Source organism: Acinetobacter sp. IK31 (assembly GCF_035615195.1).
In the GTDB taxonomy this organism is placed as follows: domain Bacteria; phylum Pseudomonadota; class Gammaproteobacteria; order Pseudomonadales; family Moraxellaceae; genus Acinetobacter; species Acinetobacter calcoaceticus_C.
The window spans coordinates 14376-40760 of the sequence record NZ_JANBOB010000001.1; the positions used below are offsets into that span (position 1 = coordinate 14376).

Sequence of the window (26385 nt, forward strand, 5' to 3'; positions counted from 1 at the left end):
GACACTTAGAGTGCGCGGTTTTTGATTTTACGAATAGTTTCAAGCTGTGCAGCTGTTTCTGCCAAGGCAGCCAAAGCAGCAGCTGAGTCCAAATCACTCTTTTGGTTTGCAAGCAATTGTTCAGCATTTTTACGTGCTTCTAAAATTGCAGCTTCATCCAAATTGTCAGCACGGATTGCAGTATCTGCAAGAACCGTTACAACATGTGGTTGGACCTCTAAAACACCGCCAGATACATAGACGATTTCTTCTGTACCATTTTCCAACTGAACACGAATCGGGCCCGGTTGAAGCAAGGTTACGAGTGGTGCATGTCCTGGCAAAATACCAAGCTCACCACCAGCACCTTTCGCGATTAACATCGTTACTGCGCCAGAGTAAATAGACTCTTTAACACTTACGACATCACATTGCATAGTCGCCATGAGATGATCTCCTTAAATTAGAGTTTCTCAGCTTTAGCAATCACTTCGTCAATACCACCAACCATATAGAACGCTTGTTCTGGGATGTGATCGTATTCACCAGCTAATAGACCCTTAAAGCCACGAATCGTTTCTTTAAGCGATACTAATTTACCAGGAGCGCCAGTAAACACTTCAGCTACGTGGAATGGTTGAGAGAAGAAACGTTGGATTTTACGCGCACGGTAAACAACCAATTTATCTTCTTCAGCTAACTCATCCATACCCAAGATTGCGATGATGTCTTTAAGCTCTTTATAACGTTGCAAAATGTTCTGTACAGAACGTGCAATTTCATAATGCTCTTGACCAACAACTAATGGGTCTAACTGACGTGAAGTTGAGTCAAGTGGATCGATCGCTGGATAGATACCAGAAGATGCGATGTCACGGCTCAATACTACTGTTGCATCTAAGTGAGCAAATGTAGTTGCAGGCGATGGATCTGTTAAGTCATCGGCAGGTACGTATACTGCTTGGATCGATGTGATCGAACCAGATTTAGTAGACGTAATACGCTCTTGAAGAACACCCATTTCTTCTGCAAGTGTAGGCTGGTAACCTACCGCAGATGGCATACGACCTAACAATGCTGATACTTCAGTACCTGCAAGTGTATAACGGTAGATGTTGTCGACGAATAATAATACGTCACGACCTTTACCATTTTCGTCTTTTTGATCACGGAAGTATTCAGCCATAGTCAAACCAGTTAACGCTACGCGTAAACGGTTACCTGGTGGCTCGTTCATCTGACCGTAGACCATTGCTACTTTGTCAAGAACGTTAGAATCTTTCATCTCGTGATAAAAGTCGTTACCTTCACGAGTACGCTCACCAACACCAGCAAACACAGATAAACCTGAGTGAGCTTTCGCGATGTTGTTGATCAACTCCATCATGTTAACGGTTTTACCAACACCAGCACCACCGAATAAACCAACTTTACCACCTTTTGCAAACGGGCAAAGTAAGTCAATTACTTTAATACCAGTTTCTAAAAGGTCAGTAGAAGCCGCTTGTTCAGCATAAGAAGGCGCTTGACGGTGAATTGGCAAACGTTCTTCAGTTGCAACAGGACCTGCTTCATCAATTGGGCGACCCAAAACATCCATGATACGACCAAGCGTAGCTGGACCTACTGGAACAGAAATCGGTGCATTTGTACTAGTTACATTAAGGCCACGTTTAAGACCTTCTGTAGAACCCATTGCGATGGTACGAACAACACCATCGCCAAGCTGTTGCTGAACTTCTAATGTAGTTTCAGTACCGTCAACTTGGAGAGCGTCATAGATCTTAGGAACGCTATTGCGCTCAAACTCGACGTCGATAACCGCGCCGATGATCTGAATGATACGACCGCTACTCATTGCTGTCTCCTCAATTCAAACTTAATAATGTTAAACGGCAGCGGCACCGCCAACGATCTCAGAAATTTCCTGAGTAATCGCGGCTTGACGCAACTTGTTGTAAATGAGCTGTAGGTCTTTAATCAATTGTCCTGCGTTGTCTGTCGCTGCTTTCATCGCGACCATACGAGCTGACTGCTCACATGCAACGTTTTCAATCACACCTTGATAAACCATAGACTCGATATAGCGAACCAACAAACCATTTAACAATTCTTCTGCTTCTGGTTCGTAGATATAGTCCCAACCATAAGTACGGTTGAGATCATCGCCTTCTTCTGCCGGTGCTAAAGGAACAAGTTGTTCTACTTTAGGCTGTTGAGTCATTGCATTGATGAAGCCATTTGATACGAGGTAGATACGATCTAATTCGCCCTTATCAAATGCATCAAGCATAACTTGTACTGAGCCAGTTAACTGTTCCAAACTTGGCGCATCGCCAAGCTGGGTAGTTGCACCAAGCACTTTACCGCCGTAATTCTTAAAAAACGAAACCGCTTTTTGACCAATTAAAGCAAATTCAACTTCAATTGACTGCTGTTGTTGTGCTTTGACATGCTGCACAACTTTCTTGAACAAGTTAATGTTCAAGCCACCTGCCAAACCACGATCTGAAGACACTACGATATAGCCAACACGCTTAACTGGGCGATCAACCATATAACGGTGTTTATATTCAGGGTTTGCTTGGACTAAGTGAGCAATTACACGGCGCATATTATCGGCATACGGACGGCCCTGAGCCATGCGCTCTTGCGCACGACGCATTTTAGAAGCAGCTACCATTTGCATCGCGCGAGTAATCTTTTGCGTGCTCTTGATACTAGCTACTTTGGCGCGAATTTCTTTTAAATTTGCCATACGCTTAACCTAGTATTCGAAAGCTCTTTCGAGCTTCCGAAGGTTGATCCGTGAACCAAACTTAACTAAAACTAAACTTAGTAAGTTTGAGTCGCTTTAAAGCTTTCAATACCTGCTTTGATTGCTGCTTCGATGTCTTTGTTGTAATCACCAGTTTCATCGATTTGTTTCATCAACGGAGCATATTCTGAGCGGAAGTAAGAGATTAACGCAGCATCAAAGTCTACGATTTTCTTAACTTCTACGTCAGACATATAGCCTTCGTTAGATGCATAAACAGAAACAGCCTGGTCAGCAATTGAGTAAGGAGCATATTGCTTTTGCTTCATTAACTCAGTTACACGTTGACCATGTTCAAGTTGTTTACGAGTTGCTTCATCAAGGTCAGAAGCGAACTGAGCAAACGCAGCCAATTCACGGTATTGTGCTAAAGCAGTACGGATACCACCAGACAATTTTTTGATGATCTTAGTTTGAGCAGAACCACCAACACGAGATACAGAGATACCCGCGTTCACAGCAGGACGAATACCTGCGTTGAATAATGATGTTTCTAAGAAGATCTGACCATCAGTAATCGAAATTACGTTCGTTGGTACGAATGCAGATACGTCACCTGCTTGAGTTTCAATAATTGGCAATGCAGTTAAAGAACCAGTTTTACCAGTTACTGCGCCATTAGTGAATTTCTCAACGTAGTCAGCAGATACACGAGAAGCACGTTCAAGAAGACGTGAGTGAAGATAGAATACGTCACCTGGATACGCTTCACGACCTGGTGGACGACGTAAAAGTAATGAAATTTGACGGTAAGCAACTGCTTGCTTAGACAAATCATCATAAATAATAAGAGCGTCTTCACCGCGGTCACGGAAGTATTCACCCATTGTACAGCCAGAGTACGGAGCTAAGTACTGCATTGCAGCAGGATCAGCAGCCGCAGCAGCGACAACAGTTGTATACGCCATAGCGCCAGTTTCTTCTAGCTTACGTACAACGTTTGCAATTGTTGATTGTTTTTGACCAATCGCAACGTATACGCACTTAATGCCAGAATTTTTCTGAGCGATAATCGCATCGATCGCCATCGCTGTTTTACCAGTTTGACGGTCACCAATAATCAACTCACGCTGACCACGACCTACAGGGATCATGGTATCAACTGATTTATAACCAGTTTGAACAGGTTCGTCTACAGATTGACGCCAAATTACGCCTGGTGCTACTTTTTCAACAGCATCAGTTAATTTTGCATCAATTGGGCCTTTACCATCAATTGGGTTACCCAAAGCGTCGACAACACGGCCAAGAAGTTCCGGACCAACTGGAACTTCAAGTACACGACCTGTACAACGAGCTTTTTGACCTTCTTGAAGGCTTAAGTAGTTACCTAAGACAACGGCACCCACTGAATCCTGTTCTAGGTTCAGTGCCATACCAAATAAGCCGCCGTCAAATTCGATCATTTCACCGTACATTGCATCAGCAAGACCGTGAATGCGCACGATACCGTCGGATACCATAACAATGGTACCTTCGTTTTTAGCGGTCGCGCTGGTGTCCAGATCGCTGATACGCTGTTTAATGAGCGCACTGATCTCGGATGGATTCAGTTGTTGCATTGCGCTATTCCTCAATCTTTTAATAGTTCAGTCTTCATCATTTGCATTATGCAAGAAGACGAGTACGCATTTTTTCAAGCTTGTTAAGCGCAGAATCATCTATCACTTGATCGCCTGCACGAATTACAACACCTGCAATAAGCTCAGGTTTAACTTCAACTGAAACAGTTACAGTACTGTTAAAACGCTTTTCTAAAGCAGATTTTAACAACTGTTCTTGGTCAGCAGTTAATGGGAAAGCCGATTCAATCACGACATCCACATTGTTGTTATTCTGTGATTTAAGCTGTTCATATTCTGCTTCAATTTCAGGTAACAACATTAAACGATCATTATCTGCAAGAAGTGTCAAAAAGTTAGACACTGCTTGAGACTGATCTTCACCTAAAACTTTAGCAAAAAGCTTCACTTGCTCCACAGGAGTAAGTTCAGGGCGATTTAAATAAGCGGAAAATGCTTCGTCTTGCACCGCAGCACTGAGCACTTGTAACGCATTCGACCAATTGTCTGTTGCACCTTGCTCAGAAGCATAAGCAAATGCTGCTTTGGCATACGGACGTGCCAACGTCAAGAGTTCAGCCATGATTCGCCTCTCTTAAAGTTTAGCAGCCAGCTGAGACAGCATGGCATTATGAGCTTCTGCGTCAACTTGCTGGTTCAGGATTTTTTCTGCGCCAGTTACTGCTAAAGCAGCTACTTGTTGACGTAATTCTTCGCGAGCAGAATTGATTTCTTGGTCAACAGCTTCTTTAGCCTGTTGACGAATACGCTCACCTTCAGCCGCAGCTTGAGTACGCGCTTCTTCGATCAATTGTGCTGCACGACGGTTCGCTTGTTCGATCAATTGAGCTGCTTGTGCTTTAGCTGCATCAAGCTCTTGCTTTACTTGCGATTGTGCATCGGCAAGGTCAGCTTTCGCTTTTTCTGCTGCATTTAAGCCATCAGCAATTTTACGCTGACGCTCACTAATCGCATTGATTAGTGGTGGCCAAACAAACTTCATGCAGAATGCAACAAAACATGCAAACGCAATCGCTTGACCAATCAATGTGAGGTTGATATTCATTGCAATTCCTCAAATAGTGGATTTAGGAATTAAGATGATTAACCTACAAATGGATTAGCGAAGATGAAGAACAAGCCAATACCAACACCGATCATAGGCACAGCATCAAGAAGACCCGCGATTAAGAACATACGAGTTTGAAGTTGTGGAGCCAATTCTGGCTGACGAGCTACAGCTTCTAGAAAGCGACCACCCAAAAGACCAAAACCAATCGCAGTACCTAAAGCACCGAAAGCGATCAAGATAGCAGATGCAATTGCAACTAGACCTAAAGTGAGTTCCATGAAAAATTCCTCAGAGGTTAGGTTATTACCAAATTAAATTAAAAAAATTCAGCCCAACCATCGTTTGATAGTTAGGCAATACCATTAATGTTTTTCGCTTGCCATGCTCAAGTAAACGATGGTAAGCATCATAAAGATGAATGCCTGCAACGTGATTACAAGAATGTGGAAGATCGCCCAAGGCACAGATAACGCCCATTGAATCCAAAACGGCAATAAAGCAATTAGGATAAAGATCAGCTCACCAGCATACATGTTACCGAATAGTCGGAGAGCTAATGAAATAGGACGAGCAAGGAATGTTACCAATTCCAAAATCAAGTTCACTGGAATAAGCAACGCTTTTGCAACTGGATTACTTGGGTTAAATGGGTTAAGTGCCAACTCGCCAACGAAACCACTAACACCCTTTTCGCGGATGCTGTAGAACAAGATAAGTACAAATACAGATAAAGACATACCTAAGGTAATGTTTGGATCTGTAGATGGAACAATCTTGAAGTAAACGTGGTGAGGATTCATACCAAATACGTTTGCACCTACAAATGCTGCAACTTGAGGAATCCAGTCAACTGGAATCAAGTCCATTAAGTTCATGAGGAAAATCCACACAAAAATAGTGAGAGCAAGTGGAGCAATTAAACGTGATTTGCCATGAAAGGTGTCACGGACACTTGAGTCAACAAACTCAATGATCATTTCAATCGCAGACTGGAATTTAGTTGGAACACTTGCATTTGCAGTTTTCGCAACAATCCAGAATAACAAACAGAAAATAACACCAAGGCCAATTGACCAACCCATTGAATCCAAGTGAATTGCAGTGAACCCCATCGAATGAGCTTCTTCAGCAGTCTCAGCCAATTTCCATGTACCGTCTGGCATTTTGCCATAGGTCATATTGGTCAAGTGATGCTTGATATACTCTGTCGAAGTGAGGGCATGTTCTTCAGCAGCCATAAATCACACCTGGTCAATGTCAATTACTAAAAAGAAGGGTTACGAACATCGGCGTACTGTCGATATCTCGCCACCCTCCAAAAAATCTTCAATTCTTCTTGTTTCTACACCCGTTTTTGTTGACGTGACACCCAAAACGGAGCGACCCACGACATTGCCTGAACGAGAATAAAACCAAACAACAATGCTAACGGTGATAAAGGTTTAACATTGCTCAAAATCAAAATAAATCCAACGATCATGATTGCAAATTTGCCTAACATGCCCCTATACATGTTAGACAGCACTTGTTTTGATGCTCTCGCACCTGCTGTTCTGAAGGATTGCCACGAGAAATAACTCATAGCAAGCCAGCAAACCAGTGCACCAAGTGCCGCACTTAATGCTGCTGTCATGTCTTTTATGCTCCACGCCACGAGGGCGGAAACAGGGATCATACATGCTTGTAAGAAGACCAAAGCTTTTGCTAATCGTCGGTCAATCAAGCGACTAGTTCGGCTCATTATTTATCCACTCACAGCATAAATGCTTGACAAGTTTAGCTGATGATCGCTTTTAATCGCAGGCATTATAGAGTTACACCCCTGAACATGCAATCTTTTCCCGACTTTAGTCGGGGTTTTTCATGACAGGTGGTGCTGACGCTACAGTCAGCCTTTGTTTATTTTTTATCTTACTTTTGCGTACTTAATACACATTTATCTGTTTTTATAGCCAGTTTCTTCCATGCAGTGACGAAATCATCCTCATTATTCATGCTCTCGTCTACGGGTTGAAAAGTAATGTTACCTAATTTTTGATACTGACTTTTAGTAGTAAAACTTTCCGCTAACAAACACATCTGATTTTTCGGTCGATTATCATTAAGATACTTAATTTGAGCCGCTGTGGGTGCAACATGAGGATCATCCGTCAAAGCGCCTGCGAACTTTAAATTTAAAGAGCGTTCTAAATATTGATAGGCATCATGATATGACCAATATGGCTTACCATTACTTGTACTGTCATAAACTTGCGCAGCCTGAAACATTTTACGGGCAAAGATATTGGCATTATTCCAATATTTGGCTTTATTTTCAGGATGCTGCTGAGAACGTAAAGCTGCAATAAAGAAACCGATTCGAACTGCGTTGTTTGGTTCTAACCACACATGGGTGTCTACTGTATTAGGTAAAGCCGCACCGCGTGTACTACGCAGCGGTAAAATTGAAACTATGCCACTATCTAATAAGGCAATCGCTTTCTTATTATTACCTAACAATTTATTTAGAGGTGCTTCATGAGCCTTACCCAACCAGATCACTAAAGATGCATCATTAATTGCTTTACGGTGAGCTGGAGTTAACTGTACGTCATGACCTGTCTGACCTTTAAGTAAAAGCTGAGGTTCTTCAACACCCTGAGTGACTTCTTTTGCAATCAGATAAATCGGGTGTGTAGAAACCACCAACCCCTGACTCCACCCTAACGTACTCAAAAGAGAGAACATACTGAAAACAAAAAAACGGAACATGACAGACCATCAATTTAAATTAGCTCGAAGCATGTTATAATATAACAAAGTTACAAAAATACCTAAGATTAATCGAATGAAGCATCGCTTCATGCTAATATTCCATTAAAAATTCGAGGTTATTTCTATGAGTTCCTGCTCGCATGAACATCATGATTCTTTGCATGGTGTGCATGATCACCATAATGTCGCAAACCGTTTAGCTGAAGCAGAAAATTTATGTTCTGCGACTGGCGCACGACTTACGCCTTTGCGCAAAGAAGTTTTGGAACTCATTTTAAATGCTTCGGGCCCAATGGGCGCATATGACTTACTTGCACGCATAAAAAGTCAAACTGATCGCCCAGCTGCTCCTCCAACTGTATATCGAACTTTAGATTTTTTATTAGAAAAAGGTTTGATCCATCGCCTAACTTCTATTAATGCCTATATTCCCTGTTGCCACCCTCGTGAAGGTCATCAAGCAGCATTCTTGATTTGTACCGAATGCCACATGGTTAAAGAAGCCTCTTCTCAAGGTTTAACTCACCAGCTTGATCAACTTGCAGCGTCAGATGAGTTCGTAGCTCAACACAGCATTATTGAAATTTCGGGGAAATGCCAACAGTGCCGCACAACTCCTTAAATCCCGTATTAATTCAGCTTGAGCAGGTTTCTGTTCATCGCGATGATCGGGAGATTTTAAAAAAAGTTGATTTTTCTCTACATCAAAATGAAATTGTGTCTTTGATTGGCCCGAATGGTGCAGGTAAATCAACACTGATTAAAGTTCTACTCGGGATTCTCCAGCCAAGTAGCGGTCGTATTATCAATCATAAGAAACTTAAAATGGCTTATGTGCCACAAAAGTTCAATCCTTCACATAGCTTACCTTTGCGCGTTCAAGATCTACTTGATTTAGAAAAATGCAGCCCTGCCCTGCGTCAGGAAATTATTCAAGACACCGGTATTTCCAAGTTACAACAATCAAAAGTACAGCAACTTTCCGGTGGAGAGCGCCAACGGGTACTACTAGCACGTGCACTACTTCGCCAACCAGACATTTTAGTTCTTGATGAACCGATGCAAGGCTTAGATATTCAGTCAGAAGCTGAACTTTATGAGTATGTCCGTAGTTTACCTGAACGATATGGCTGTGCGATCTTAATTGTTTCCCATGACTTACAATGGGTGATGGAAGGAACACACCGTGTAGTATGTTTAAATAAACATATTTGCTGTAGTGGACTACCCGAGAATATTCAACAACATCCTGAATATCAGGCTATCTTTGGAACTCAACGGGTTTTCTATCAACATCATCATGATCACTGTGCTCACGGTGATGCTGCACACCCCTGCCCTCATAATGACCGCCCTCACATCCACCCAGAACCGGAAGCTTAAGCCATGATGGAATGGTTACAATTATTGTTGCCCGCATGGATTATGGGAACCTTGCTGGTGTTTTTGACTGCACCTCTTGGTTGTCTAATGCTTTGGAGACGAATGTCTTTTTTTGCTGACACCATGGCACACGGTACATTACTCGGGGTTGCCATTGCTGGTGCCTTAAGTCTTCCTCTTTGGCTTGGTGTTGCAGGCACTGCGGTTTTACTGGTCGCAATTTTATGGGCCCTACATGACAATCGCTTACCTAATGATGCTCTCTTAGCCTTATGTTCAGCGACATTACTCTGTAGCGGTTTACTGTTTATTCAACATGTTCCAAGTTTAAGACCAGAGCTTTTAAGTTATTTATTTGGTGATTTGCTCAGCATTGATTGGCCCGATTTACCCGTTTTCACTTTAGTTATTGCGATATCACTCGTGATTCTTTACCGCTTTTGGCAGCCGCAAATACAGTTTGCAATTGATCCTGATATTGCAATTAGTGAAGGGGTGAATGCAAACTGGCAACGTCTTATTTTCATGCTTTTATTGGCTTTATTTACTGTTTTAGCTTTGCGCGCTGTAGGTTCTTTGCTTATGGGTGCATTACTGGTAATACCTGCTTTAAGCGCCCGCTTACTAGCAAACTCACCAAAGCAAATGGTCATTTGGGCGTTTGTTTTAGCTCAAGTTGGGGTTAGTGTGGGCCTATGGTCAAGCGCAGCACTCAATATCTCTACAGGCTTGAGTATTGTTTTATGCATGGCATTAACTTTTGCCGTTATTTTTATAACTCAAAAGCTAAAAAATCAAACACAGGCGGCCTAAATTAGGACGCCTGATGAACTGTACTTAATAATAAAGCCGCACAGCTAAACATCACAGCAAAACCCCGATTCAAATATTTTTGCTGTTTAGGTGAGCGAAGTAGTCTTAAAACCTTTGATGCTAGACCTGTATATCCAGCCATGACAACCAAATCAATACTAATCATAGTCACAGCCATAATCACGTATTGTATCCATTGAGGCTTACTCAAATCTAAAAACTGCGGCAAAACAGCCAATAGAAATACAATCGCTTTGGGATTACTAATATTGACCACAAAACCATTTAGTAATAGTGCGAATACAGATTTATCTCTTTTTTCTTGTTGAATTTCTATATCTTTTACAGGTGCTGTCCACTGTAAATAAGCGAGATATAACAAATAAATCACACCGAACCACTTAACAAACTGAAAAGCCAAAGGTGTCGTTGCAAATAAAACGCCTACGCCCGCTGCTACAATCATAATTTGAAGTAGCAAAGCAATTTGCAAACCGATTGCATTCCAATAGCCATGCCTAAAACCATAGTTTAGACCACTCGACATTGAAGCAATTGCTCCCGCACCCGGTGAGATACTGATTACCCAACAGGCCAACATATAAGCGAACCAAACTTGCAGAGACATAGCGAAAAATAGACTATAAAAGTGGAATTATACCGTTTTATAAAGCTATCTTGGTGAGAATTCAAACAATAAAATCAAGAAATAGACTACTAACAGCTCTTCGCATCAGGCACAATAATTAAAGCTCATACTAAATTATAATTGAGGAGATACCTTCCAATGACTGCTCAATCTGTCATTTTGCCGTTGCCATCAGATCATGCACGTTTTATTGTTCTTCGTTTAAAAGACTTATCAATTGATGAATTAAAAAAACAAATTGAAGCTTTATTTGAAGCACGTGACCGCCTCATCACTCAGCACTCTGATGCCCAAATTAAAACAGCAGTCGCTTTTGGTCCCGAACTATGGAAACAGCTCTATTCGCAAACTCCTTTAGGTTTTAAACAACTTGAACCAGAACAAGGTGCATTCAATATGCCAGCTGTGCCAGCAGATGTACTCATTCATATTGCCAGCATGCGTTCTGATATTTGTTTTGCATTAAGCCAAGCATTTTTTGAAGGTATTAAAAATAAAGTCGAAGTTCTGGATGAGCGTGTTTGCTTCCGCTATTTCGATGGTCGAGATATTACAGGTTTTATAGACGGCACAGAAAATCCACAGTTTCCAGATGATCGCGCAGAAACAGCTCTTCTACCTGAAGATGCCGGAGTATTTGCCGATGGTAGTTTCATATTTGCGCAGCGCTATGCCCATGATTTAGAAAAATGGAAAAAATTGAAAGTTGATGCGCAAGAAAATATTATGGGCCGCACCAAACTTGAATCTATTGAATTAGATGATGACGTTAAACCAGAAAACGCCCATGTTGCCCGCACTGTTGTCGAAGATGATGAAGGCGAGGAAATGGAAATCTTGCGCCATAGCCTACCTTATGGAGATGGTCGAGGTGATCAGGGCTTATTTTTCATTGCCTATACTAAAGACCTCACCATTATTGATGCCATGTTAAAGCGCATGTTCGGCACAAGTGGAGATGGTATTCACGACCGCTTATTGCACTTTGTGACACCACTTGATGGCGCTTATTATTTTGCACCTAGTGAAGAGTTGCTAGAAGAAATTTTAGAGGACTAAAAATAAAAAAAGAGGAGCTTAAGCTCCTCTTTTTACACTCTCATTCTTAGAAAGGAATACGCTTATATTTGCGGTATTCAGGTTTCCAGAATGATTGATCAATTTTTTGCTGTAGCAAATCATCACTAATCGTTACCGCTACACCGTCAGCCATAGCAGCTTTCGCAACTTCAAACGCAATAATTCTAGAAACTTGTTGAATTTCACCCAACGGCGGTAATAAATCAGCATGTGGATCTTTAAGCAATGGAGAACAATTTGCTAAAGCACTACTTGATGCCATTAACATATTTTCTGTAACACGCTTAGCGCCCGATGCAATCACACCTAAGCCAATGCCTGGGAAAATGTACGAGTTATTACACTGCGAAATATTGTAAAGTTTGCCATGATGATTCACAGGAGCAAACGGACTACCTGTTGCAATTAAGGCTTTGCCTTCAGTCCACTCCACAATATCAGCAGGCACTGCTTCAACGCGTGAAGTCGGGTTCGACAATGGCATAACAATTGGTCGTTCACAATTTGCCGCCAAAGTCCTAATGATTTCTTCTGTGAACAAACCTGGCTGCCCAGAAACACCAATTAACACTGTAGGCTTAGCGTTTTTAACAACATCAAGTAGTGAAATGACTTCTTCGATATTGCCCCACTGATCAACTACCTCAGCTTTTTGCGCTAACTTACGTTGGAAGTCTAGCAAGTTTGGTTGATTCTCAGTGATCAAACCAAAACGGTCTACCATATAAACGCGAGCACGCGCTTCTGCATCGGTTAAACCTTCTGCAATCATTTGTGCAACAATTTGTTCTGCAATACCACAACCTGCCGAACCCGCACCTAAGAAAGCAATTTTTTGATCTTTTAATTGCTTGCCCGCTGCACGACTCGCAGCAATCAAGCTACCAACCGATACCGCTGCTGTTCCTTGAATATCATCGTTAAAACAGCAAATTTTATCGCGATATTTTTCTAAAAGTGGCATCGCATTTTTTTGTGCAAAATCTTCAAACTGAATTAATGCTTTTGGCCAACGGCGCTTCACAGCTTCAATCACCATATCTACAAATGCGTAATATTCATCGCCACTAATACGTGGCTGACGCCAACCCATATAGATCGGATCATTTAACAATTGTGGATTATTGGTACCTACATCAATTGTGATTGGCAATGTATAGGCTGGGCTAATACCACCACAAGCTGTGTAAAGCGAAAGTTTTCCAATCGGGATTCCCATTCCGCCAATACCTTGGTCACCAAGGCCTAAAATACGTTCACCATCTGTAATCACGATTACTTTTACATTATTTTTATTTACGTTTTGCAAAATATCATCAATCACATCACGATCTGGATATGAAATGAAGATACCGCGGTGACGACGATAGATATCAGAGAAACGCTGACATGCCTCACCCACGGTTGGGGTATAAATAATCGGCATCATTTCTTCAAGATGATTTTCGATTAAATGATAGAACAAGGTTTCGTTAGTATCTTGAATATTACGCAAATAGATATGTCGATTGATATCATCAGTGAAAGCGCAATATTGCTGATAAGAGCGCTGGCTCTGCTCTTCAATAGTTTCAATAATATGGGGGAGTAAACCGTGTAAGTTAAAGTTACTTCTTTCTTCTTCAGTGAAAGCCGAGCCTTTATTTAAAAGGGGTAACTCTAAAAGTGTAAAACCTGCATATGGGATATAAAGGGGATGTTTACTTGGGTGTCCTGATATCATTGCCTATCTCATTTTTCCAGCTTAGAGTAGAGAAAAACACGTTTTGTATGGTCTCTAAAACTCTTTGTGCGTATAAGCTTAAGCCTAATTCGTTCAAAATAGATATTTTAAACCGTGATGTTAAAATTAAAGACTATTTAGTTAAAACATGATCAAAAATTATTAATAAATATCAATATGTTAATAATTTTATATTTTTTAAAAATCTTTTATTACCTTAAGTTTAAAAGCCTAAACTATATATTTTAATACTATTAAATATTTCCACAGGAAATAATGATGGATTTACTCCCTATTTTGCTTATTAAAAATCTCCAGAAGGCTTGTATTTGTTTGTTTTTAGAATAGTGAAGCAATCCACCCTACAATATTCATTTAAGAAATAATCCTCAGTTAGTTGCACAAAAAGAATTACTGGAATATTAAATCCACTCCCCTAACTCACAGGAAATTTGCTATATTTGACGTTTTTCTGCGACATCTATTTTCGATTGATATGAATACGGCAATACAAGCAGCTCTCGACCATGCAGTGCAAAATCTTCAACAAGAAGGTGTGCTTCCTTCCGACTGGAATAATACAAGCAATTTAACGCGCACCAAAGACCGAAGCCATGGCGACTTTGCTTCTAATATTGCCATGATCGGCTCGAAAGCTGCTGGTATGAAACCACGTGATTTAGCTGAGAAAGTTCTAGCTGCATTACCAGAAGTAGCAGATATCAGTAAAGCTGAAATTGCAGGTCCTGGTTTTATTAACTTCTTTTTAAATGCAGATCAGCGCTTTGCTATTCTTGACCAGATTCAAGCACAAAAAGAAATTTTTGGTCGCAGTCAGGCAAACGCAGCGAAAAAGATTCAAGTCGAATTTGTTTCTGCGAACCCAACATCTAGCCTACATGTAGGTCATGGTCGTGGCGCTGCATATGGTATGACTGTTGCCAAATTACTTGAAGCAACAGGTGCTAAAGTTGACCGCGAATACTATGTGAACGATGCTGGTCGTCAAATGGATATTTTGGCGACCTCTACTTATTTACGTTATTTAGAATTACTAGGTCAAAACCTTGTATTCCCTAAAAACGCTTATCAAGGCGATTACGTTAAAGAAATAGCACAGACTATTATTGATAAAGATGGCAACGCATACCTTCGTGAAGTGGCTGATGTCTATAAAGATGTGCCAGAAGACGTACAATATGCAGAAGAATTAGATAGCGACGGCAATAAAGTCGTTTTATCTGGCGACAAAGAAAAACATATTGATGGTCTTATTGCCAACTCACAACAATTATTAGGTGAAGGCTACCGCGTATTCCATCAAGCTGCTCTTCATGCCATTTTAGATGATATTAAAGATGACCTTGCTGACTTTGGTGTAACATTCAATCAATGGTTTAGTGAAGCATCTCTTAGCGCAAAAATTGACGAAGCTTTAGAAACACTTGATCAACGTGGCTTCCTTTATGAAAAAGATGGCAACATCTGGTTTAAATCGACTGAATTTGGCGATGAAAAAGACCGTGTTGTTAAACGTCGTAATGGTCAAACGACTTACTTTGCATCAGACATTGCTTACCACTTAAATAAATTACAACGTGGTTATACCGACCTGATTGATATTTGGGGTTCTGATCACCACGGCTATATTTCTCGCGTAAAAGCGGCAATTGATGCGATGGGTTACGACTCTAAAAAATTGACTGTACTTTTGGTTCAGTTCGTAAGTTTATGGCGTGGCGGCGAGATGGTTCAAATGTCATCTCGTTCAGGTCAGTTCGTGACTTTACGTGACTTACGCAAAGAAGTAGGTAATGACGCGGCTCGCTTCTACTACGTGATGCGTAAGAGTGAACAACACATTGATTTCGACCTTGACCTTGCTGTGTCACAAAGTAAAGACAATGCTGTGTACTACATTCAATATGCACATGCACGTATTTGCCGTATGTTAGAAAAAGCATTAAACACAGGCTTACAGTTCGATGTAGATGCTGCACGTACACACGCTACTCGCCTATCTCTTGATGCTGAAACTGAGATTCTTGCTAAACTGGCAGCTTATCCAGATGCAGTGTTGCGTGCTGCAAATGCGTATGAACCACATCAGGTGGGTAACTACTTAAAAGAGTTAGCTGCTTTGTTCCACGCTTGGTATAATGAACATAAAGTATTAAGCGATGATGCTGAGCTTACACAAGCACGTTTGTTACTTTCAATCAATGTACAACAAGTGTTGCGCAATGGTTTAGAATTGCTTGGCGTATCTGCACCAGAATCTATGTAAAAATTATATTGCATGACAGTAAAACAAAGGTCATGCAATATATAGTAAGCAGTGGTTTGTAGAGTTAAAATAGCGAATACGAACCACTGTTTTTAGCATCGTAATACGAGAATCAAACTCGAATTAAAACAATCAAAATACAGAGGAATAATCCACGTGTTTGGCAAAACGCAACGCGGTGTATCTGAAAGACCTAACAAGCCTAAAAAGCCCCTAATTCCCAAATGGTTAGGGACACTTGTCGCTATTTTAGCGGTCTTATGTATCGCTGTAATGCTTATGCTTTGGAAACCTTGGCAACCTGTTCCTGCAAAAAATCAGATTACCTCTGAGCATTATCAAGAAGAAGATACAAATAAAGACTATCGTTTCTACGATCTATTACCCCAACAGCAAGTCACGCCTATTCCGGAACAAGCGATTCCTGAAAGCAAAAACCAAGGCACAGCTATGATTGTTGAGGCACCAAGTGCAGCTCAACCAGCGGCTTCAGAAAGTGCAGGAATTGATACCAATCAATCAGCCACAACGCCTCAGCAACCTACTTATATTTTACAAGTTCGCAGCTATAATGACCCAGATCAGGCTGATGCTCGCCGTGCAGAAATCATTTTAAATGGCTTATCTGCAGATGTAGTCAAAAGTACTGAAAATGGGCAAATATGGTACCGTGTTATTTCAGGGCCGTATGACTCTCAAGATGCTGCCTTAGCTGCTCAACAGACCTTACAACATAGCGGCATTGACTCTATCGTGATCAAACGCAAGTAAACTACAAATAAAAAGGAACAAATAATTGTTCCTTTTCTTTTAAATATCAGCACAATTCCTTTCATTAGAACCCATTCCCTTTTGTTTCGCTTTCTGAAACGCGGGTCTTTGCTGAATACGATGTAAAAAAGCCTGAATATTAGGGTATTTTCCTTGCAAGCGTGATTGCAAAGCTTCTAAAGGGAAACTCATTTGAATATCAGCAAATGAAAAGTCACCTGCGAAATATTCATGCTCTGCCAAATAGTTTTCTAAAAAACTAATATGATCTTTCATACGTGGGCGAACAAAATTTGCCTTCACCCCTTCCGTGATTTTTTTTGCTACTGGCTGAATTAACCATGGCACATGCTTATTTACACTATTCATGACCAAAGTCATGACTAAGAGTGGCATGAGTGAGCCTTCGGCATAATGCATCCAGTAAATATACTGCTGTAAATCTCGAGCTTGTGTAGGTTTGAATTGTTGCTTCTGATCATAGCGTTGTTGTAGATATTCCAAAATCACAGCTGACTCTGCGATGACTTGATCATCATCTGTCAAAATTGGAGCTTTACCTAAAGGATGAATGCATTTCAATGTTTCTGGAGCGGAATAGTTAGGTAAGCGTTGATAATAATGAATATCATAATATAAGCCTAATTCTTCTAAAGCCCATAAAATTCGAAACGATCGCGAACATTCCAGGTGGTGTAAACTAATCATGTTATTGCCTGCTTTTATTTTTCTTTTTACATAAAAAACAGCATGTGAACATGCTGTTTTATTCCATTTGTGGGATGGATATAAAATCATCCACTCCCACAAAATAACATTTTTAAATTGTAACAAGCACAGTATGAATGTCTAAACTACGTAACAAAGTTTTAGTGACCGGAGTTTTACTGCATACCACTAAGATTTTTTGCTGAAGTTCTTCATTGGGTAATTCTTTAAAAACAATACGACGTTCTATATGTTCTTCATGCTCTCTATTGGTATGAAAATCAATTTCAACCGAGAACTCACCAAAATCATAATCTTTATGCTTCGCATACATTCTTAAAGTAATGAGCGTACAAGCGGCTAAACTTCCAGTAAGCAAATCATAAGGTGCTGGGCCTTGATCTTGCCCTTCAAGCTTTTCAGGCTCATCACAAAAATATTGATGGCGACCACTGGTAATCTCACCCCTCCATTGCTCAGCAAGGGGCTTTGCTTTACTACTTGCGATTACTGCTGTCATTTTGATGCTCTCATTTGACCTGGAAGAACAGGAGCTTCTAAACGAGCACCAACATAATCTGGAATTTCACCAAAACGCGCATCGTGATTAACCCATTGCTCACGGGCTTCTTTTAAATCATCCATGGTACGTGCAACAAAATTCCACCAGAGCAAGATTGGCGTTTCAAAAGGTTCACCCCCAATTAAGAGAACGCGATTACCTTTTTTTACTTCTATTTCAATTTCGTTTAGACCAGTATCTAATACAACCATATTGTCAGCAGTTAACTCATGGCCATTCACATGAGCCATACCCTCAAGGGCCATAAAACCATATTCATAATTAGGATTTAATGGAATACGTGTTTTAGTATCTTGAGCAGCAATTAAGTCAACACCAACTAAAGGCGTATGTACCACTACTGGAGATGTAGTTGCCAAATATTCACCCACAAGAACAGTAAATTCCAGACCATCCTTTTCAACAATAGGCAGCTCAGGGTAATGTTCAAATTTCGGATCCATATTGCGCTTATGATCTGGCAAAGCAATCCAAAGCTGAGCAGCATGCATCTGAGTTTCGATATCCGGTGCAACTTCTGTATGCGAAATGCCGCCACCTGCCGTCATCAAATTAACTTGTTTAGGACGAATAAGCTGTTTTGAACCCAAACTATCGGTATGCATCATGGTTCCTTCAATCATCCAAGTGAAGGTTTGCAAACCAATATGAGGATGAGGGCCAACATCTAGCCCATTTCCCGCTGGAAAAGTGACTGGACCCGCATGATCTAAGAAACACCATGCACCAATCATTCGTTTTTGTCGGCTAGGTAAAGCCCGCTTAATGACTGTCCCCTGTCCAATTTCAGCAGAGCGAATTGGAAATTCCTGAAGAAACTGATTGGCAAATTTTTCGCAATCCTTTGAATCAGAAATATCGTAATCATTATTATTGCTCATGATATTACTCTCTTTTACCTATGCTTTTGCAATGAGTTGTTGTACTGATCTTAACAATACACTCATTATTCAATATAGTCTTTTAGTAATACACAGGGTGTTATGGATGAGACAATAATTTTTTAATTATAGAAAAATCAAGGTGACATGAAAAATGCTCAAGCAGATTGATCTTTAGCAAGCTGCTTTAGGTTCTTCATGAATTGCCCAAATTGCGGTAAAAATTCTTGAAATAACGGATGTTCCCGATTTTCCAACATAACTTCACTAAAAAGTTTTAACCCGACTCCAAAAGATTTTGTAGTCTCATCATCAAAAAAATCTGCTTTTTTTAACCGCTCAACAATTTCAAAGATATCGTCATGATTCCCCGCATAAAACTCAAGACGTTCGGTATATGTAGAAGCTTCTCCCTTTGCATTCTTTAAATGTTGCACAGTGACATGATATTGATGTTGTTTCATATATAAATTCTCTATTAAAAATTTAATGACTTTTGATGATTTCAACCTGCATAAGATTGACTTCAAACTGGCTAAATACGGTTTTTAAAGAAGCTAAAAATTGCTCCTGTTTAGCCTCCGTTAAATCTGCACAGCGAATTTGCAATAATTGACTACTCTCAACTGCCGGTAAGTTAAATTTAGCTTCATCTCGTTGTGGCTGACGATTTGAAATTAAACCAGCTCCCACTAAGTCACTTACTACTCGATAGACTGTAGCTAAACTTAACTTCTGTTTTTGTGCATATAGCTTTTGATAAATTTGTTTAACAGTTAGATCTTCTGCTTGCTGTTGAATTAAAGACAAAACAGCAAGTCTTGGATGAGTGACTTTTAGGCCCGTTTCTTTGATTTTATGCTCTAGCTCTAACATTTCTATTTCCAACTTATAGCCGCCCAATCGCAACCGCAGCTTGATCAATTTTTTCAGCAATTTGATAAATCTGCTCTTGCTGTAAACTCACCGAATTCAACTTCAAACGTAAGGCTGTTTTTAGATTTTCCATCGCACGGTGAATTTCAATTAGTTCATCATTACTGTGAATTTCACGTCTAAGTCGTAATTTTTCTAATAGCTCGGTCAACTTGTCTTGTTGTTCGGTTAAGTAAGCTTTACCAAATTCTGTGATTTGATATTGCTTACGTTCTACGTCTAACAAAGTAATGAAATTCATTTCTTCCAGACTGGTTAAAGTTGGGTAAATAGTACCTGCACTTGGTGTATAGCCGTCGCCCACGAAATCACTTATTTCTTTAATAATTTCATAGCCATGCTTTGGACTTTGCTGAATAAGATGAAGTACTAAAAGTTTCATTCTGCCCGCTTCAAAAAGTCTCCCACGGCGCCCTGAACGGTGATGGCCACCATGATGTTCGTGGTGTTCTGCATGATGATGTTCTGATTGTTTTTTCATCTTTAAAAACTCAAAATGATCAATTTACAGTTACTAAGATATATCTTAATATATCTTTTATCAAGTATAAGTAATAAGAATATCTTTATCATTTTGATAATTATTCAAATTAATTTTAAATTCTAAAACTTAAGTAATAAAAAAGGACGCTAATGCGTCCTTTTCTTTACCAACAAGCAGAGGAAAATTATTCCCACTCGATCGTTGCTGGTGGTTTAGATGACACGTCGTATACAACACGTGATACATCTTTAATTTCATTCATAATACGCGTTGAAATTTTATCAACCAATTCGTATGGTAAATGTGCAAAACGAGCTGTCATAAAGTCAACTGTTTCAACTGCACGAAGTGCGATCACCCACGCATAACGACGGCCATCACCGACTACACCAACTGACTTAACAGGTTGGAACACAGCAAATGCTTGAGCTGTTTTGTCATACCAACCGCTGTCGCGTAGCTCTTGCATAAAGATGTCATCAGCAAGACGAAGAATATCTGCATATTCTTTTTTCACTTCACCCAAAATACGAACACCTAAACCTGGACCCGGGAACGGATGACGGTAAATCATGCTGTGTGGCAAGCCAAGTGTTGTACCTAATCTACGTACTTCATCTTTAAACAAGTCACGTAAAGGCTCAACCAATTCAAATTCTAAATCTTCTGGTAAGCCGCCCACGTTGTGGTGAGATTTAATAACGTGTGCTTTGCCTTGTTTGCTTGCAGCAGATTCGATCACATCTGGGTAAATCGTACCTTGTGCCAAGAATTTCACGCCATCAAGTTTACGTGCTTCTTCAGCAAAAACTTCAATAAACTCACGACCAATGATTTTACGTTTTTTCTCTGGATCAACTTCACCAGCCAATGCAGTTAAGAAACGTTCTTCAGCATCTGCACGAATTACACGGATACCCATGTTTTCAGCAAACATTTGCATTACTTGGTCGCCTTCGTTTAAACGAAGCAAACCGTTATCAACAAATACGCATGTTAACTGGTCGCCAATTGCTTTGTGTAAAAGCGCAGCAACTACAGATGAGTCAACACCACCAGAAAGACCTAAAAGAACTTTTTCATCACCAATTTGTTTACGTAGCTGTTCCACACGCAAATCAATGATGTGTTCAGGTGTCCAAAGGCCACCACATCCACAAATTTTATGAACAAAATTTGCAAGTAATTCTTCACCTTTTGCCGTGTGCGTTACTTCTGGGTGGAATTGCACACCATAGAAACGGCGTGTTTCGTCACTTACAGCAGCAACAGGACAACTTGGTGTGCTTGCAGTAATACTAAAACCTTCTGGAATCTGGCTCACTTTGTCGCCATGGCTCATCCAGACATGAAGTTGGCCTTCACGATCTTGTAAGTTGCCAATCAGTTGGTCTCGTTTAACGATATCAACTTCGGCATAACCAAACTCATGTACAGTACCCGGCTCAACTTTACCGCCTAACTGTTCAGACATGGTTTGCAAACCATAGCAAATACCCAATACTGGAACACCCAACTCAAACACCACTTGCGGTGCACGTGGGCTGCCTTCTTCATGCACACTCTCAGGTCCACCTGACAAAATAATGCCATTTGGCTTAAAAGCGCGAACGTCTTCTTCAGACATATCAAAAGCATACATTTCAGAGTAAACACCGGCTTCACGTACACGACGTGCAATGAGCTGGCTATATTGAGAGCCGAAATCCAGAATCAGGATACGATCTTCAGTAATTTGAGTATTGGTAGTCATGACAAACCACTAAATGGCAAAAGAATTAAGCGCGCCATTTTAACATTTTTCACGCTTCGGCGCACCGCAAATCATCATATATCTTATTTTTTTCATTTCTAAACCATTTCTATACTTAAATTCTTTGATATAAATCAATATTTACTTATATTTATCAACCATCTGTATTAATCTTAAAAACTTCACACGTATTGATAAATTCATCACATTCTATGCAACATCACCATGAATTTGATGATAAGATTACCCGATAAAACAGGCATTACCATGGAAAGGTAAATACCATAAGCGATATTTGTCTGTGCTTAAACAATTATCCATTTTTATGGCTTGTTGCCCCCTATCAAAATCAATAGAAATCCAAGGAACAACAATGCTTCAAACTATGATTGCAGATTTCCAGCAACATTTTTGGTTGTATATCTCTATTCCTTTTATGAGTGGTTTAATTGGCTACATCACCAAGGTGATTGCCATTCAAATGATGTTTTCACCACTTGAATTTAAAGGCATTAAACCATTTCTAGGTTGGCAAGGCATCGTGCCACGCAAAGCTGAGAAAATGGCAACAATCGCTGTTGAACTGATGACAGCCAAGCTCATTAAACCTGAAGAAATTTTTGCCCGCCTCGATCCTAAACGTATTGCCAAAGAAATAGAAAAACCCTTGCTTGCCGCAGCTGAAGATATTACCCGTGATGTTGCGCAAGAATATCAGCCTGGGTTATGGGAAGGCATGCCCGAGTTTGCTCGCCAAAGACTGATTCGCCGTGTGCAATCGAAAGCACCCGAGATTGTTGAACACATCATGAGTGAAGTACAACGTGATGTGAACCGATATTTTGATATTAAACATCTTGTGATTAGCAATTTGCTTAAAGACAAACGCCTACTCAACAATATTTTTAAACGAGTGGGCAAACAAGAATTTAAATTTTTCAGTAATGTCGGATTTTTCTTCGGTTTTGGTATTGGTGTGATTCAAATGTTTTGCTGGATCGTCACGCAAGGAAAATACCCATGGATGCTTCCAATGTTTGGCGGCTTTGTGGGTTTTTTCAGTGACTGGATTGCACTGCAAATGATGTTTAGACCTCTTTATCCTAAAAAAATATTTGGTTATACATGGCAAGGTTTATTCATTAAACGTCAAAATGAAGTTGCAGCCGACTATGCTGCGCTCATTTCTAAACAGCTTCTGACTTCACGCCATATGATGGAAGAATTATTTTCTGGCACACATTCTGCGCGTGTTATTGATCTGGTTAACCGTCATGTAAAACAAGAAATTGATATGCAAGCAGGCGTTATTCGTCCGTTGGTCGTATATGCAATTGGCGGAGAAAAATATCAAGATATGAAATCGCAAGTTGCGGAACGCATTCTGCAACGGCTTCCAGAAACAATGAAATACGTAGAATCTTATGCAGAAGATGCTATGAATATTCGCAGTACTTTAATTGAACGTATGCAAAAATTAACACCATCCGAATTTGAAGGCATGTTACGTCCTGCGTTCAAAGAAGATGAATGGGCACTCATTGCAGTGGGTGCAGTACTTGGTTTTGTTGTTGGGGAATTGCAAATCCAGTTTATGCTCTAATCTTACAAGCCTAGAAATAAAAAAAACCGGATGAATTGATCATCCGGTTTTTATTTTGTCTTAAATATTATTTCTCGATTGCATGGTCCAGACTAATACGCCCAGCGCCATGAAGCATCAGGAAGAATAAACCACCCGCCATTGCAAGGTTTTTCATAAAATGGATACCATTGTTATATTGCGCCGCTGCATCAGCACCACCTTGGTGGAATAAAAATGCGGTAAGAATACTAAAGATCCCAAGCCCAAAAGCCGCAAAACGTGCCTGAAAACCAAATAACAAGGCTAAACCACCACCGAATTCAACCAAAATAACTAAAGGAAGAATTCCGGCTGGAACCCCCATTGCTTCCATATATCCAGCAGTTGCTGCATAACCGGTAATTTTCCCCCAACCTGCAACAAGGAAGATATAGGCGATAAGAAGACGCGCAATGAGGCTAATGAAACTGTCTGCGCCTGATTGCGTTACGATATTTTTGACCACTATATTTGGATTAAACATATTGCCACCTTTATTTAAATACTTATTTATTGATGAGCTCATTCTAGGTTTGGGACATTGATAATTAAATACTCAAAATCCATATATATCGTTGCATAAACGAGATGATCAATTTGTATTTTTTTGATGTTTTATACTGACTTTCTATAGGCTCACTGCTAGGATTTGAGCACGGTTTACCACTTGCTCTTATCATGGAACTTCTTGATTTTATTCTACACGTTGATCAACATCTCGCCGAATTTATTATAAATTACGGAACGTGGATTTATGGCATTTTATTTTTAATTATTTTTGTTGAAACCGGTTTAGTGGTTATGCCGTTCTTACCGGGAGATAGTTTGCTATTCGCGGCAGGTGCTTTAGCTGCATCTACAGGTGCGATGGATCCATGGGTATTAGGCACTCTACTCTTCATTGCTGCTGTTTTAGGTGATACGGTAAACTACCATATTGGACGTTTTATCGGTCCACGTGTGTTTGAAATGAACTCTCGATTTATTAATAAACAGCACTTATTTAAAACTCAAGAATTCTTTGCTCGCCACGGCGGCAAAACCATTATCTTTGCCCGTTTCATTCCATTTGCCCGTACCTTTGCACCTTTTGTTGCTGGGGCTAGTAGCATGAACTATAAGTTTTTCCTAACTTATAATATTATTGGCGCATTCTGTTGGGTCGCTTCTTTTGTAACTTTAGGCTACTTATTTGGAAATATGCCAATCGTTAAAGATAATTTTACCCATCTTATTTTTGGCATCATTATTATTAGCGTTTTACCAGGCATCATCGCATTTATACGTGAAAAACTAAAAAATCGAAAAGCCAACGTTTGAGATTAATTTAGAAAAACCGGAATACTACTGGAAGCATACATAAAATAAGTAACATGGCCGATCCTTTATATAAATGATCGGCTTTTATTTTTTTTATTGGACCCGTTAATAATGCCCGTCCAAAAATCATCCAGAAACTTGCAGCCGGAATGAGGATTAATGTAAAAACACCAAACACGATGAGAAAGTTTTCAGGCGAATTCCATGCTTCAGCAGGAAAAATCCCTGCTGCAAACAACAAAGCTTTAGGATTTTTTAAGGTAGATAAGAATAATTGGCGGGGGCGAATATTACGGTGACTTTGACTGAACTGTTGTAAGTGGGTGTTCTTCCATAAGTGAAAAGCAAGCCAGAATACATAGAACACACTCGTAATATGCAAAATGAGCAGCAGGGCTGGCCAGATTGGAGCAGCTAAATGAATAAATACAGCCCAAAAGCTAATCCCGTAGGCATAACCCAGCCATTCCATTGGAATAAGCCAGAATGCTTTAGATAAACCTTGAGAATGAGCAGCGGTTGCAAGTAAAGCATTTGTCGGCCCCGGAATGAGCAAAACAGCCAACATTGCCAATACAAAAAACCAACTCTCAATCATAAAATTTCCACAACATCCAAGATGGGGCCACCTTAAACGAAATAGGTAAAATATAGCAAGTTGATGAGGGCTTTTGATTATAGAAAACACAAGATTTATGAAGCTTGAAAATTCAAAATATATTGATTTATATTAATTTTATTATGAAACATTTTGCTAAACTTTATTCATCACAATATGCCTTAACTAGCATATTGTGATGCGAAATTGGCTATTAATTGGCCTTTTTTCGAACAATAATCGGGCAATTTTTAAATTGAGCGGCCTGAACTATTGCTTCTTGCTGACCTAACACACGTGAAAGCTCAGTGTTTTTCGTTGAAGAAGATTGCCCCATATTTACAGAGATGGATGGACCGAATCCCCAACCGCCTCGTCCCCAGCCACCACCGAGTCCAAGTCCAACACCCATACCGGTACTTTTCGGAGTTTGTACTCCATTTTCGATATATTGTTGAATACGGTTATATTCACTTTGCAGCTGTTGGCAGCCCAAAGATTGATATTGTGTCGGAGACACGTAAGTCGGTTTTACCGTCGTAGCACAAGCGCCTAGTAATAAAGTGGCTGCCACCAAAGGCACAATATATAAGCCTTTCATCATTTT

At 40.2% G+C, this 26385-nt stretch carries 30 protein-coding genes; 8 read left to right on the top strand and 22 right to left on the bottom strand.

Annotated elements, in window-relative coordinates; translation table 11 throughout:
- Nucleotides 1-5: 5 nt before the first annotated feature.
- The 10 genes from MSG66_RS00080 to MSG66_RS00125 all read right to left on the bottom strand — a co-directional run bounded on the left by MSG66_RS00080 (nt 6) and on the right by MSG66_RS00125 (nt 8182).
- Nucleotides 6-425, bottom strand: a complete 420-nt coding sequence (locus MSG66_RS00080; protein WP_002114076.1) for a F0F1 ATP synthase subunit epsilon — start codon at nt 423-425, stop codon at nt 6-8.
- 17 nt (nt 426-442) lie between these two features.
- Nucleotides 443-1837 (bottom strand): F0F1 ATP synthase subunit beta, encoded by a 1395-nt coding sequence (gene atpD / locus MSG66_RS00085; protein WP_003655528.1) that lies wholly within the window; start codon nt 1835-1837, stop codon nt 443-445.
- A gap of 30 nt (nt 1838-1867) precedes the next feature.
- Nucleotides 1868-2737, bottom strand: a complete 870-nt coding sequence (gene atpG / locus MSG66_RS00090; protein WP_016139574.1) for a F0F1 ATP synthase subunit gamma — start codon at nt 2735-2737, stop codon at nt 1868-1870.
- Nucleotides 2738-2814: 77 nt separating this feature from the next.
- Nucleotides 2815-4359, bottom strand: a complete 1545-nt coding sequence (gene atpA / locus MSG66_RS00095) for a F0F1 ATP synthase subunit alpha (protein ID WP_004640548.1) — start codon at nt 4357-4359, stop codon at nt 2815-2817.
- A 46-nt stretch (nt 4360-4405) separates the two neighbouring features.
- Nucleotides 4406-4942, bottom strand: a complete 537-nt coding sequence (locus MSG66_RS00100; protein WP_042898440.1) for a F0F1 ATP synthase subunit delta — start codon at nt 4940-4942, stop codon at nt 4406-4408.
- Between the two features lie 12 nt (nt 4943-4954).
- Nucleotides 4955-5425, bottom strand: coding sequence for a F0F1 ATP synthase subunit B (locus tag MSG66_RS00105; RefSeq protein ID WP_042898439.1), 471 nt, complete (start codon nt 5423-5425; stop codon nt 4955-4957).
- Nucleotides 5426-5463: 38 nt separating this feature from the next.
- Entirely contained in the window at nt 5464-5709 is a 246-nt protein-coding gene (gene atpE, locus MSG66_RS00110) for a F0F1 ATP synthase subunit C (protein WP_000424060.1), read from the bottom strand.
- A gap of 84 nt (nt 5710-5793) precedes the next feature.
- On the bottom strand, nt 5794-6669 hold the full coding sequence (atpB, locus tag MSG66_RS00115) for a F0F1 ATP synthase subunit A (protein WP_324651321.1): 876 nt from the start codon (nt 6667-6669) through the stop codon (nt 5794-5796).
- A 104-nt stretch (nt 6670-6773) separates the two neighbouring features.
- Nucleotides 6774-7172, bottom strand: coding sequence for an ATP synthase subunit I (locus MSG66_RS00120; RefSeq protein ID WP_016139579.1), 399 nt, complete (start codon nt 7170-7172; stop codon nt 6774-6776).
- A gap of 170 nt (nt 7173-7342) precedes the next feature.
- Nucleotides 7343-8182: a metal ABC transporter solute-binding protein, Zn/Mn family gene (locus MSG66_RS00125; protein WP_324651324.1), complete on the bottom strand. Its 840-nt coding sequence runs from the start codon at nt 8180-8182 to the stop codon at nt 7343-7345.
- 127 nt (nt 8183-8309) lie between these two features.
- Between MSG66_RS00125 and MSG66_RS00130 the strand changes: the two genes are divergently transcribed.
- Genes MSG66_RS00130 through znuB form a run of 3 tightly spaced genes read left to right on the top strand, consistent with a single transcriptional unit; the run spans nt 8310 to nt 10381 of the window.
- Entirely contained in the window at nt 8310-8807 is a 498-nt protein-coding gene (locus MSG66_RS00130; RefSeq protein WP_003655556.1) for a transcriptional repressor, read from the top strand.
- Nucleotides 8780-9568 (top strand): zinc ABC transporter ATP-binding protein ZnuC, encoded by a 789-nt coding sequence (gene znuC, locus MSG66_RS00135; protein ID WP_042898437.1) that lies wholly within the window; start codon nt 8780-8782, stop codon nt 9566-9568. Before MSG66_RS00130 ends, znuC begins: the two co-directional genes overlap by 28 nt.
- 3 nt (nt 9569-9571) lie before the next feature.
- A complete protein-coding gene (znuB, locus tag MSG66_RS00140; protein ID WP_133975875.1) occupies nt 9572-10381 on the top strand; it encodes a zinc ABC transporter permease subunit ZnuB in 810 nt (269 codons plus the stop codon).
- A gap of 1 nt (nt 10382) precedes the next feature.
- Here znuB and MSG66_RS00145 read toward each other — a convergent pair whose 3' ends face one another.
- The gene (locus tag MSG66_RS00145; RefSeq protein WP_202743616.1) at nt 10383-11009 is read right to left on the bottom strand and encodes a LysE family transporter; all 627 of its coding nucleotides are present in this window, start codon (nt 11007-11009) and stop codon (nt 10383-10385) included.
- Between the two features lie 159 nt (nt 11010-11168).
- Here MSG66_RS00145 and MSG66_RS00150 point away from each other — a divergent pair, with 159 nt between their 5' ends.
- The gene (locus tag MSG66_RS00150) at nt 11169-12089 is read left to right on the top strand and encodes a Dyp-type peroxidase (RefSeq protein WP_202743615.1); all 921 of its coding nucleotides are present in this window, start codon (nt 11169-11171) and stop codon (nt 12087-12089) included.
- Between the two features lie 46 nt (nt 12090-12135).
- On the opposite strand, the gene MSG66_RS00155 is transcribed toward MSG66_RS00150, so the two are convergent.
- Complete coding sequence (locus tag MSG66_RS00155; RefSeq protein ID WP_324651332.1) at nt 12136-13833, bottom strand: NAD-dependent malic enzyme; 1698 nt, start codon at nt 13831-13833, stop codon at nt 12136-12138.
- A gap of 496 nt (nt 13834-14329) precedes the next feature.
- Here MSG66_RS00155 and argS point away from each other — a divergent pair, with 496 nt between their 5' ends.
- Entirely contained in the window at nt 14330-16120 is a 1791-nt protein-coding gene (gene argS, locus MSG66_RS00160) for an arginine--tRNA ligase (protein ID WP_324651334.1), read from the top strand.
- A gap of 156 nt (nt 16121-16276) precedes the next feature.
- Nucleotides 16277-16891, top strand: coding sequence for an SPOR domain-containing protein (locus tag MSG66_RS00165; RefSeq protein ID WP_133975884.1), 615 nt, complete (start codon nt 16277-16279; stop codon nt 16889-16891).
- Between the two features lie 39 nt (nt 16892-16930).
- Here MSG66_RS00165 and MSG66_RS00170 read toward each other — a convergent pair whose 3' ends face one another.
- From MSG66_RS00170 to guaA, 7 genes are all read right to left on the bottom strand, one after another.
- Nucleotides 16931-17599, bottom strand: a complete 669-nt coding sequence (locus MSG66_RS00170; protein ID WP_324651338.1) for a glutathione S-transferase — start codon at nt 17597-17599, stop codon at nt 16931-16933.
- A 112-nt stretch (nt 17600-17711) separates the two neighbouring features.
- On the bottom strand, nt 17712-18119 hold the full coding sequence (locus tag MSG66_RS00175) for an OsmC family protein (protein ID WP_324651340.1): 408 nt from the start codon (nt 18117-18119) through the stop codon (nt 17712-17714).
- Nucleotides 18116-19063, bottom strand: coding sequence for a pirin family protein (locus MSG66_RS00180; RefSeq protein WP_133975890.1), 948 nt, complete (start codon nt 19061-19063; stop codon nt 18116-18118). The genes MSG66_RS00175 and MSG66_RS00180 overlap by 4 nt, the downstream gene beginning before the upstream one ends.
- Before the next feature lie 158 nt (nt 19064-19221).
- Nucleotides 19222-19527 (bottom strand): DUF3861 domain-containing protein, encoded by a 306-nt coding sequence (locus MSG66_RS00185; RefSeq protein ID WP_324651344.1) that lies wholly within the window; start codon nt 19525-19527, stop codon nt 19222-19224.
- Nucleotides 19528-19549: 22 nt separating this feature from the next.
- Complete coding sequence (locus MSG66_RS00190; protein ID WP_133975894.1) at nt 19550-19939, bottom strand: Fur family transcriptional regulator; 390 nt, start codon at nt 19937-19939, stop codon at nt 19550-19552.
- 13 nt (nt 19940-19952) lie between these two features.
- Nucleotides 19953-20480, bottom strand: a complete 528-nt coding sequence (locus MSG66_RS00195) for a PadR family transcriptional regulator (protein ID WP_133975896.1) — start codon at nt 20478-20480, stop codon at nt 19953-19955.
- Nucleotides 20481-20667: 187 nt separating this feature from the next.
- Nucleotides 20668-22236, bottom strand: coding sequence for a glutamine-hydrolyzing GMP synthase (gene guaA / locus MSG66_RS00200; RefSeq protein ID WP_133975898.1), 1569 nt, complete (start codon nt 22234-22236; stop codon nt 20668-20670).
- A gap of 385 nt (nt 22237-22621) precedes the next feature.
- On the opposite strand from guaA, the gene MSG66_RS00205 reads away from it, so the two are divergent.
- The gene (locus MSG66_RS00205) at nt 22622-23839 is read left to right on the top strand and encodes a DUF445 domain-containing protein (RefSeq protein ID WP_171459103.1); all 1218 of its coding nucleotides are present in this window, start codon (nt 22622-22624) and stop codon (nt 23837-23839) included.
- 67 nt (nt 23840-23906) lie between these two features.
- Here MSG66_RS00205 and MSG66_RS00210 read toward each other — a convergent pair whose 3' ends face one another.
- Entirely contained in the window at nt 23907-24344 is a 438-nt protein-coding gene (locus MSG66_RS00210; protein WP_262473705.1) for a DoxX family protein, read from the bottom strand.
- Nucleotides 24345-24538: 194 nt separating this feature from the next.
- Here MSG66_RS00210 and MSG66_RS00215 point away from each other — a divergent pair, with 194 nt between their 5' ends.
- Complete coding sequence (locus MSG66_RS00215) at nt 24539-25180, top strand: DedA family protein (protein WP_324651350.1); 642 nt, start codon at nt 24539-24541, stop codon at nt 25178-25180.
- A gap of 7 nt (nt 25181-25187) precedes the next feature.
- On the opposite strand, the gene MSG66_RS00220 is transcribed toward MSG66_RS00215, so the two are convergent.
- Together MSG66_RS00220 and MSG66_RS00225 are read right to left on the bottom strand one after the other, a co-directional pair.
- Nucleotides 25188-25778 carry a LysE family translocator gene (locus MSG66_RS00220; protein WP_017391531.1) on the bottom strand — a complete coding sequence of 197 codons (591 nt, stop codon included), beginning with the start codon at nt 25776-25778 and terminating at the stop codon, nt 25188-25190.
- A gap of 214 nt (nt 25779-25992) precedes the next feature.
- A complete protein-coding gene (locus tag MSG66_RS00225) occupies nt 25993-26379 on the bottom strand; it encodes a hypothetical protein (RefSeq protein ID WP_042898424.1) in 387 nt (128 codons plus the stop codon).
- Nucleotides 26380-26385: the final 6 nt, after the last annotated feature.

Coding starts and splice junctions, on each gene's coding strand:
- MSG66_RS00155 (WP_324651332.1), bottom strand. CDS start 13,833: ATGATATCAGGACACCCAAGTAAACATCCCCTTTATATCCCATATGCA.
- argS (WP_324651334.1), top strand. CDS start 14,330: ATGAATACGGCAATACAAGCAGCTCTCGACCATGCAGTGCAAAATCTT.
- atpE (WP_000424060.1), bottom strand. CDS start 5,709: ATGGAACTCACTTTAGGTCTAGTTGCAATTGCATCTGCTATCTTGATC.
- MSG66_RS00080 (WP_002114076.1), bottom strand. CDS start 425: ATGGCGACTATGCAATGTGATGTCGTAAGTGTTAAAGAGTCTATTTAC.
- MSG66_RS00150 (WP_202743615.1), top strand. CDS start 11,169: ATGACTGCTCAATCTGTCATTTTGCCGTTGCCATCAGATCATGCACGT.
- MSG66_RS00120 (WP_016139579.1), bottom strand. CDS start 7,172: ATGAGCCGAACTAGTCGCTTGATTGACCGACGATTAGCAAAAGCTTTG.
- guaA (WP_133975898.1), bottom strand. CDS start 22,236: ATGACTACCAATACTCAAATTACTGAAGATCGTATCCTGATTCTGGAT.
- MSG66_RS00185 (WP_324651344.1), bottom strand. CDS start 19,527: ATGAAACAACATCAATATCATGTCACTGTGCAACATTTAAAGAATGCA.
- MSG66_RS00100 (WP_042898440.1), bottom strand. CDS start 4,942: ATGGCTGAACTCTTGACGTTGGCACGTCCGTATGCCAAAGCAGCATTT.
- MSG66_RS00225 (WP_042898424.1), bottom strand. CDS start 26,379: ATGAAAGGCTTATATATTGTGCCTTTGGTGGCAGCCACTTTATTACTA.
- atpA (WP_004640548.1), bottom strand. CDS start 4,359: ATGCAACAACTGAATCCATCCGAGATCAGTGCGCTCATTAAACAGCGT.
- atpG (WP_016139574.1), bottom strand. CDS start 2,737: ATGGCAAATTTAAAAGAAATTCGCGCCAAAGTAGCTAGTATCAAGAGC.
- atpD (WP_003655528.1), bottom strand. CDS start 1,837: ATGAGTAGCGGTCGTATCATTCAGATCATCGGCGCGGTTATCGACGTC.
- MSG66_RS00170 (WP_324651338.1), bottom strand. CDS start 17,599: ATGATTAGTTTACACCACCTGGAATGTTCGCGATCGTTTCGAATTTTA.
- MSG66_RS00175 (WP_324651340.1), bottom strand. CDS start 18,119: ATGACAGCAGTAATCGCAAGTAGTAAAGCAAAGCCCCTTGCTGAGCAA.
- MSG66_RS00130 (WP_003655556.1), top strand. CDS start 8,310: ATGAGTTCCTGCTCGCATGAACATCATGATTCTTTGCATGGTGTGCAT.
- MSG66_RS00180 (WP_133975890.1), bottom strand. CDS start 19,063: ATGAGCAATAATAATGATTACGATATTTCTGATTCAAAGGATTGCGAA.
- MSG66_RS00105 (WP_042898439.1), bottom strand. CDS start 5,425: ATGAATATCAACCTCACATTGATTGGTCAAGCGATTGCGTTTGCATGT.
- znuB (WP_133975875.1), top strand. CDS start 9,572: ATGATGGAATGGTTACAATTATTGTTGCCCGCATGGATTATGGGAACC.
- MSG66_RS00195 (WP_133975896.1), bottom strand. CDS start 20,480: ATGAAAAAACAATCAGAACATCATCATGCAGAACACCACGAACATCAT.
- MSG66_RS00210 (WP_262473705.1), bottom strand. CDS start 24,344: ATGTTTAATCCAAATATAGTGGTCAAAAATATCGTAACGCAATCAGGC.
- MSG66_RS00145 (WP_202743616.1), bottom strand. CDS start 11,009: ATGTCTCTGCAAGTTTGGTTCGCTTATATGTTGGCCTGTTGGGTAATC.
- atpB (WP_324651321.1), bottom strand. CDS start 6,669: ATGGCTGCTGAAGAACATGCCCTCACTTCGACAGAGTATATCAAGCAT.
- znuC (WP_042898437.1), top strand. CDS start 8,780: ATGCCAACAGTGCCGCACAACTCCTTAAATCCCGTATTAATTCAGCTT.
- MSG66_RS00205 (WP_171459103.1), top strand. CDS start 22,622: ATGATTGCAGATTTCCAGCAACATTTTTGGTTGTATATCTCTATTCCT.
- MSG66_RS00190 (WP_133975894.1), bottom strand. CDS start 19,939: ATGTTAGAGCTAGAGCATAAAATCAAAGAAACGGGCCTAAAAGTCACT.
- MSG66_RS00220 (WP_017391531.1), bottom strand. CDS start 25,778: ATGATTGAGAGTTGGTTTTTTGTATTGGCAATGTTGGCTGTTTTGCTC.
- MSG66_RS00215 (WP_324651350.1), top strand. CDS start 24,539: ATGGAACTTCTTGATTTTATTCTACACGTTGATCAACATCTCGCCGAA.
- MSG66_RS00125 (WP_324651324.1), bottom strand. CDS start 8,182: ATGTTCCGTTTTTTTGTTTTCAGTATGTTCTCTCTTTTGAGTACGTTA.